Here is a 7845-nt window from a genome sequence, read left to right as displayed (position 1 = left end):
ATTAAATTGGTAAAATTCTTCCGGTGCAATCAAAACCTTACGGATTCAGGTGTTAGTTAATGCCTTTCTGCAGAGCACCGCTTGCCTGGCAAACATCGATTCAAGCTCTTGCAAGCGAAACGCGGGTAGTAAATCCATCTCCTGGCAGAAATATTTCTCCCGGTGTCTGAATTCTGCTATTTCAAATAGATAGATAGGTCTTGTGTCAACTATATCTGTCAGGAACCGAACGGGTAAATTGACGTTAAGTAGCCGGGCATGTTCTATGGCTGCCAGTAATTCAGGCAGGCTGGATGATTTCAATAGTTTGGGCGTTGTTAATATTTTTATCTGATCCAGATTTTTTTCTGTCTCTGCCACGGATTTGACACTTTCCGGAATATGGATCAGTAGCTGCAGAAAACGATCACCACCGTACTGGGACAGTACTTTAAACAGGGTGATATCCTGACCCATGGCATGAGCATATTTGGAGAATGCCCTGGCGTTCGCGGAAATAGCCTCTACTTCATGGCGCTGCAGTTTTACCGGCGGGAATAGTTCCCCCCGTTCTCTATCGAACACCGACAGCTGCACAGGTTGACGAAATTCCTCATGGCCGCTGGCATTATCTCCCAGTTCGAGCAGCAGAATGTTCTGCATCATCCCGGCGACCCGTTCAAATGTTGATTCTCTGGTAAAATCGAGAAGATATCCGATATGCATCAGGCCAAAATTGAGGTGGCAAATAATCTCCGGGTAGGTTTTGCCGGTGTCTTTTCTTTGGGAGGACTGGTGCAGCAGACAACCGGTGCTGGCAATACTTCCGGAAGTGGTGGTTAGAAAGATGCCAGTGCGATCGTGATGCAACTCTTCCATCTTGGTATCAAGCGTTGCCAGGTCAGTGATTTTTTTTAACTGCTTGTGCTGTGTGTGTGAAGGCTGACAATCGCCCTTGTCATCCGTCCAGGCATCTCTTTTATAGGCCCATAGTAAATTAACAGCATCCACGGGTCGCAACATGGTGACTATCCATGGTGTCTGCCTGAATACCCGTTTTTCAAAATTTTCAGATAAAGGGTTTCTGCATCGGGGACTCAACACCGTGACCGGTTTTGTTTCCCATCCGTGCCATTTGCCCTTGCGTGCATCAACAGCCCTTAACATTAATCTGCCATCGTTAAACAAGCTGACAGGGTCAGGGGCAGGGCATACACCGGGCGTTGAAATTGAGTTCATAAGGTTTGCAAATCTCCTTATTATATTTTTGGTTCTCCATAATTTTTGATTGGATAAACCTCAAAAAGTTCCCCACCGCCCCGTGATTTTAACGGTCTGGATGGTTCTTCTTTGTCAAAGGTGATGTTGTTACAGGTGATTTTAAAGAAAAAATGGCCATTCAGTTCGACAAGCTACTGCCAAAGTGGAACGACACATTTGTTCCAGAATCAGGATGAAACAGGGAAGTTGTTTTGTGACATGAGGAGAGCCACAGAGGTGCTGTGGCTCTTTCTTTAAAAGGTGCCTTAAATATCAAGATTAGCCGTCGTTTCTACCGACTCTCACTGCCAGTACATCACAGTTGGCCCCATGCAGGATACTGGTGGAAGTGGAACCGAGAATCAGTGCCAGTCCGTGACGGCCATGGCTGCCAACCACAATCAGGTCGACGTCTGACTCTTCGGCAATTCGATGAACCTCCCGCTCGGGTCGTCCATAGACCACATGCTGTTCACCTTTTTTCAGCTGGATTGAATCGGCCAGCCGGGCGATGCGTTCTCTTGCCTGTTCGGTGATTTCATCCTGCAGGGTAGTGAGGTCGAGAGGGATATCACTGCCATAAGCAACACTGAGTGGTTCGACAACATGAACCATGGTCAGTCTGGCATGGTTTTTTTCGGCAAGGGATTTGGCTTTCTCGAGTACCTCGTCGGCTTCGTCAGACAAATCGATTGCAACCAGAATATGCTTGTAGAGGCTCATAAGCTGTCTTCCTTCTTCAATAGAAGCAAAAATTGATCCGCCCTGTAACATCTGGATTACCAGACCGCTGTCGCGATTTCTCATGACTATCAATAAGATGTATTGATAAGTTGTTGGAGGGCATGAACAAGTTATGGCATTGCCATTTTAAGGCGTATCCTGGTTTTATTCATCGTTTTATTAGCTATCTGTCCGGTAATTTTCCATCAACAATGATTAAGATTCGAGAGTGGTTCATATATCAATGGGTGCGCTTGTGTAAAAGGTGGCATTTTCAGGGTGTTTCAGGCTTGACTTTACAAACCGTTTCACACAAGGTAGGCACTGAATTCAAACGATCGTATGAATTTGTTGGGAAGCACTGGGTAAAAGCCAGCGTATCGTCAGGAAGTAAAGCAATAATAATCAGATAGCTGTCAGCGTTAATGCAACAGATGAATTAGCCTGTTCATGGCAGGTTGTTGTCAGATTATGGTCAGTCTATCTATCTTCAATCCGTAAGGAGAAGTTCATGATCTACCAGGGGAAGGCATTCAGGGTTTTGCCTGTGGAAGATGGTATCGCCGAACTGCAGTTCAATCTCGACGGCGAAAGTGTTAATAAGTTCAGCCACTCGGCTATTGAGGATCTTGGCGCTGCGCTGAATGCCATCCGTGCTGATGACAATATCAAAGGGCTTGTTCTCACCAGTGGCAAAGAGGGTTTTGTCGTTGGGGCTGATATCAATGAATTCACCCGGGCCTTCAGGCAGGATGATGAGACGTTATTGGCCGGAGTGATGATGGTTAATCAGGTATTCTCCGGTTTTGAAGATCTGGATATGCCCACGGTGGCTGCCGTGAATGGCATTGCCCTCGGTGGTGGTTTTGAGATCTGTCTGTGTGCCGATTACCGGGTACTTTCCACAGCTGCCAGGGTTGGCTTGCCGGAAGTCAAGCTGGGTATCTATCCGGGCTGGGGTGGCACCGTCCGGCTGCCAAGGTTGATTGGCGCGGATAATGCCGTTGAGTGGATTGCCAGTGGCAAGGAGTATCGCCCCGATGCCGCGCTGAAAGCAGGCGCAGTGGATGCCGTGGTTGCCCCTGAGAAACTGAAAGATTCCGCGGTAGCACTGGTGCGTCGCTGCCTGGATGGTGAGCTGGATTATCAGGCCAGAAAGCAGGAGAAAAAAGGTAAGCTGAAACTGCCGCCGGTTGAATCGATGATGGTCTTTGAAACCTCATCTGCCGTGGTGAAACAACAGGCCGGGCCCCATATGCTGGCACCAATAGCGGCGGTCAAGACCATCCAGAAGCACGCCTTTATGGACCGTGACAAGGCCCTTGAAGTGGAAGCCAAAGGGTTTATCAAACTGGCCAAGTCTTCAGTATGTAATGCCCTGGTTGGCCTGTTCCTGAACGATCAGTTCCTTAAGAAAAAGGCCAGGGAGTCCGCCAGTATTGCCGCTGAAACCAACAAGGCGGCGGTGTTGGGTGCGGGCATCATGGGGGGAGGGATTGCCTATCAGTCCGCCTTGAAAGGTACGCCAATCCTGATGAAAGATATCAATCAGGAAGGTCTCGACCTTGGTCTTTTCGAAGCCACCAAACTGCTCTCCAAGCGGGTTTCCCGGGGGCGGATGGATGCCGGCAAGATGGGCAGTGTACTGAATAAGATTGTACCGACGCTGTCCTATGGTGACTTCGGGGGCGTCGATGTGGTGGTTGAAGCCGTTGTGGAAAATCCCAAGGTCAAGAAAGCCGTTCTGGCCGACGTAGAAAACCAGGTGTCCGAGAACACCGTTCTGACGTCCAACACCTCCACTATTTCCATCAATGAACTGGCCAGGGACCTGAAGCGTCCGGAACAGTTCTGTGGCATGCACTTCTTTAACCCTGTTCATGCGATGCCTTTGGTTGAGGTTATCCGTGGCGAGAAGACCAGTGATGCCACTGTAGCAACCGTGGTTGAGTATGCCCGCAAGATGGGTAAAACACCGGTGGTGGTTAATGACTGCCCGGGGTTTATGGTGAACCGTGTCCTGTTCCCCTACTTTGGTGGCTTCGCTGGCTTGCTCCGTGATGGTGCCGACTTCCGGCAGGTGGATAAGGTCATGGAACGCTTTGGCTGGCCAATGGGCCCTGGCTATCTTATGGATGTGGTGGGTATTGATACCGGTAACCATGGGCAAAGCGTCATGACTGAAGGGTATCCGGATCGCATGAAGCGTGACTTCAAAACCGCTGTTGATGTGTTGTATGAAAACCAGCGCTATGGCCAGAAAAACGGTGCCGGTTTCTATAAGTACGAACAGGATAAAAAAGGCAAGCCGAAGAAGGTAGTTGATGAGGCGGTTTACAGCCTGTTCAGTGAGGTGTGTGCTGAACAAAAACCTTTTGATGATGAGGAAATCATCGCCCGCATGATGATCCCACTGTGCATGGAAACCGTTCGTACCCTTGAAGATGGTATTGTTGATTCCGTCGCTGAAGCGGATATGGCACTGATTATGGGTATTGGCTTCCCTCTCTTCCGTGGTGGTGCCCTGAAGTATATTGACACCATAGGTGTGGCCGAGTTTGTTGAGCTTGCCGACAAATACGCTCATATCAGCCCACTGTATGCGCCCACTGACAAACTTCGGGAAATGGCTCGTGAAGGCAAGACCTTCTACGGTTGATGGCTCCAGGAGCCTGTCGGACTTAAGCGTCCGTAGCGAGGATTGCGAGAAATTGAGGATAAAAATTTCTGCTTCTGAGGAGAATAGCGGGGCTATTTGACGAAGAGGCAGGAATTTTTAGACCAATTTATCGCAACCGCAGTAGGACTGTCTTAAGTCCGACAGGCTCCCGGGAGTTTTACGTTATTGAACCATTTTCAGGGACTATAAAAGAGAATATCATGAGCCTGAATCCAAGAGATGCTGTAATTGTTGACTACGGGCGTACCCCCATGGGGCGTTCCAAGGGCGGCATGTATCGTAATGTCCGTGCTGACAATCTGTCTGCCGAGTTGATTACCGGCGTACTTAACCGCAATCCTGACGTGAACCCGGCTGAGGTGGAAGATGTTATCTGGGGTTGCGTCAACCAGACCCTGGAGCAGGGTTGGAACATCGCCCGAATGGCATCGCTGATGACACCCATTCCCAATACCGCCGCAGGCCAGACGGTGAGTCGCCTGTGCGGATCTTCCATGAGCGCCCTGCAGACAGCCGTTCAGGCTATCCAGACCAATAACGGTGATGTCTTTGTGGTCGGTGGTGTCGAGCACATGGGGCATGTGGGCATGATGCACGGGGTTGACCCGAACCCGAGGCTGTCCAAATACGGTGCCAAGGCCGCCGGTATGATGGGCCTGACCGCAGAAATGCTGGGCAGCATGCACGGTATCAGCCGCCAGGCGCAGGATGAATTTGGTGCCCGGTCACACCAGCGGGCCTGGGCTGCCACCGAGGCGGGTAACTTCAAAGATGAAATTATCCCCATGCAGGGGCATGATGCAGACGGCAACCTCCGTCTTTTCACTCAGGACGAAACCATTCGCCCGGAAACAACGGTAGAGGCACTGTCACAGCTCAAGCCTGCATTTAACCCGAAGGGGACGGTGACGGCCGGAACGTCTTCCCAGATTACCGATGGTGCGTCCTGTATGATCGTGATGTCTGCCCAGCGGGCCAGGGATCTCGGTTTGCAGCCCATGGCGGTGGTCAGGGCCATGGCGGTTGCTGGTGTTGATCCCTCCATTATGGGTTACGGACCGGTCCCCAGCAGTAAGAAAGCCCTCAAGCGTATGGGCTTGACCATTGATGATATTGATCATGTAGAGCTGAATGAGGCGTTTGCCGCCCAGGCACTGCCCGTCCTGAAAGACCTTAAATTGATGGATAAGATGGAGGAAAAGGTTAACCTCAATGGTGGTGCCATTGCGCTCGGTCATCCCTTTGGCTGCTCCGGTGCCCGTATTTCCGGAACGCTGCTGAATGTGATGAAACAAAATGGCGGTACGCTGGGGCTGGCAACCATGTGTGTTGGTCTTGGTCAGGGTATCACTACCGTTTTTGAAAGGGTTTGAACGTTCCTTTGAAATGTCCGTTATAAAGAATGTGTCGTTTGAAGCATAAAGCGGCAATATGAAGAATGTTGTGACGGAAGAATGTTGTGACGATAGTGGAATCATACCGTGACAATGCCTGAAACATAATTTGACAAAACACACCTCTGGTCAGCATTTGGCCAGAGGTGTACTTCCATGAAAAAGCGTAAACCAGGAAAATCCCGCAACAAAAGAATCTATGGCTTTAATAGCATCAAATCCGGGAAGTATTTCCGTGTAGAATAATCCCTTGAGTTGCCATCTTGAATTCCCTCTGTTGACAGTTCAACATAATCTGTTCGTTCGTCTTCTTGTGACATTAGTGAACCTTTGCCTTAGTAGTGCAATAAACACTTCGCCTTTTCTGGAACCAGCTCAAAATGTAGACCGTTTATAGAAATATGCCTATGCAAACCCGGTCACAAAACTGCTTCTGCGCAAAGATAGCAGGATTATTGGTGGTTTCAGTAGTTATAATCTCGCTTGCCCTTAATTACTATTTGTAATAATTTCTACTCGATTCCCGATTATTGAAAATTTTGAACTTCCCTGCACTTCAGGCCAAACGACCAAAACACAACCCATGACCAACGAGATCCTGACCATAAAACAAGTAGCGGACTACCTACAGGTGAATGAGCGAACGATCTACAAGCTCGCCTCAGAAGAAAAGATTCCCGCTTTCAAAGTCGGTGGCTCTTGGCGTTTCCAGCGCACAGCCATTGAAACATGGATACAGCAGCAATCAACACAGCCGCAGCTCGCTAGCTGACGGAACCGGTCGCTATTAACCCATTTTATTGCCAACAAAATAGACCAACGTACGTTTAAGGAAAGACAACAACCCATGTTCCTGAGCCAAGCCTGTAAGCCCAGAAAGAGCGTATTCGACCGCAACCGCAGGGATGTGGTACTGAATATTTCCGACCTGTTGCAAGATCGGATTGATGGTGAGAAGTTCTTTGAAGAAAACTTTATCACCGGCGGTATGCAGACTCTGCTGCAAAGAGCCTTTGAGCGTCTGGAAAACCGCAACGACCAGGCCAGCACCTATCTGCTGTCTCAGGCCATGGGTGGTGGTAAAACCCATAACATGATTGCCCTTGGCTTGCTGGCCAAGCATCCCAACCTCCGTGAGCAAGTGCTGGGCAAAGATGGCCCGGGCTCTCGCATCGGTCGTGTGCGCGTTATTGGCTTTAATGGCCGTGAATCCGATGCGGAATTTGGTGTCTGGGGTGAGCTGGCAAAACAGCTGGGCAGGGAAGATGTCTTTAAAGACCTTTATGCGCCCCTCAAAGCGCCGGGTACCACCGCCTGGATCAACCTGCTGAGAGGCGAACCCACCATCATCTTTCTGGATGAGCTGCCCCCGTACCTGGACAATGCCCAGTCGATTGAAGTGGGTAACTCCGACCTGTCCGTGGTAACCGCCACAGCACTGTCCAACCTGATGGTGGCGGTAGACCGCCCGGAGCTATCCAACGTATGTGTGGTTATTTCCGACCTGAATGCCTCGTATGAAGGCGGTTCCGGCGCACTGAACAAAGCGCTGGACAACCTGACCCAAGAAACCAACCGTTCCGCATTGCCACTGGAGCCGGTTAATGCCCAAGGCGATGAGCTGTATCACATCCTGCGCACCCGCCTGTTTGAAGAAATGCCGGATGAGTCGGTGATCAAGGCAGTAGCGGAAGAATACGCCGAGGCCGTAAAACAGGCCAGGCAGATGGACATCACCAACGAGTCGCCAGAGTCCTACTACTTCGTTTTTTCCCACCTGCAAGCTTGCCATCCAGTCTATCCTGATAC

6 protein-coding genes are annotated in these 7845 nt (G+C 50.0%); 4 read left to right on the top strand and 2 right to left on the bottom strand.

The window, feature by feature from the left end:
• Window positions 1-45: 45 nt before the first annotated feature.
• Complete coding sequence (locus tag KDK14_RS18780; protein WP_257266737.1) at window positions 46-1218, bottom strand: hypothetical protein; 1173 nt, start codon at window positions 1216-1218, stop codon at window positions 46-48.
• 300 nt (window positions 1219-1518) lie between these two features.
• Entirely contained in the window at window positions 1519-1962 is a 444-nt protein-coding gene (locus KDK14_RS18775; protein WP_257266736.1) for a universal stress protein, read from the bottom strand.
• A 511-nt stretch (window positions 1963-2473) separates the two neighbouring features.
• Between KDK14_RS18775 and fadB the strand changes: the two genes are divergently transcribed.
• The 4 genes from fadB to KDK14_RS18755 form a co-directional block, all read left to right on the top strand.
• Window positions 2474-4621, top strand: a complete 2148-nt coding sequence (gene fadB / locus KDK14_RS18770) for a fatty acid oxidation complex subunit alpha FadB (protein ID WP_257266735.1) — start codon at window positions 2474-2476, stop codon at window positions 4619-4621.
• Window positions 4622-4842: 221 nt separating this feature from the next.
• A complete protein-coding gene (gene fadA, locus KDK14_RS18765; RefSeq protein WP_257266733.1) occupies window positions 4843-6015 on the top strand; it encodes an acetyl-CoA C-acyltransferase FadA in 1173 nt (390 codons plus the stop codon).
• Between the two features lie 604 nt (window positions 6016-6619).
• Window positions 6620-6808: a helix-turn-helix domain-containing protein gene (locus KDK14_RS18760; RefSeq protein WP_257266732.1), complete on the top strand. Its 189-nt coding sequence runs from the start codon at window positions 6620-6622 to the stop codon at window positions 6806-6808.
• A 75-nt stretch (window positions 6809-6883) separates the two neighbouring features.
• The coding region (locus KDK14_RS18755) for a DUF499 domain-containing protein (protein ID WP_257266731.1) at window positions 6884-7845 on the top strand (962 nt) is incomplete at its 3' end.

The organism is Endozoicomonas sp. ONNA2 (assembly GCF_024606365.1).
In the GTDB taxonomy this organism is placed as follows: domain Bacteria; phylum Pseudomonadota; class Gammaproteobacteria; order Pseudomonadales; family Endozoicomonadaceae; genus Endozoicomonas.
The sequence above is the reverse complement of the archived record's forward strand: the minus strand, read 5'-3'. Positions and strand labels throughout refer to the sequence as shown.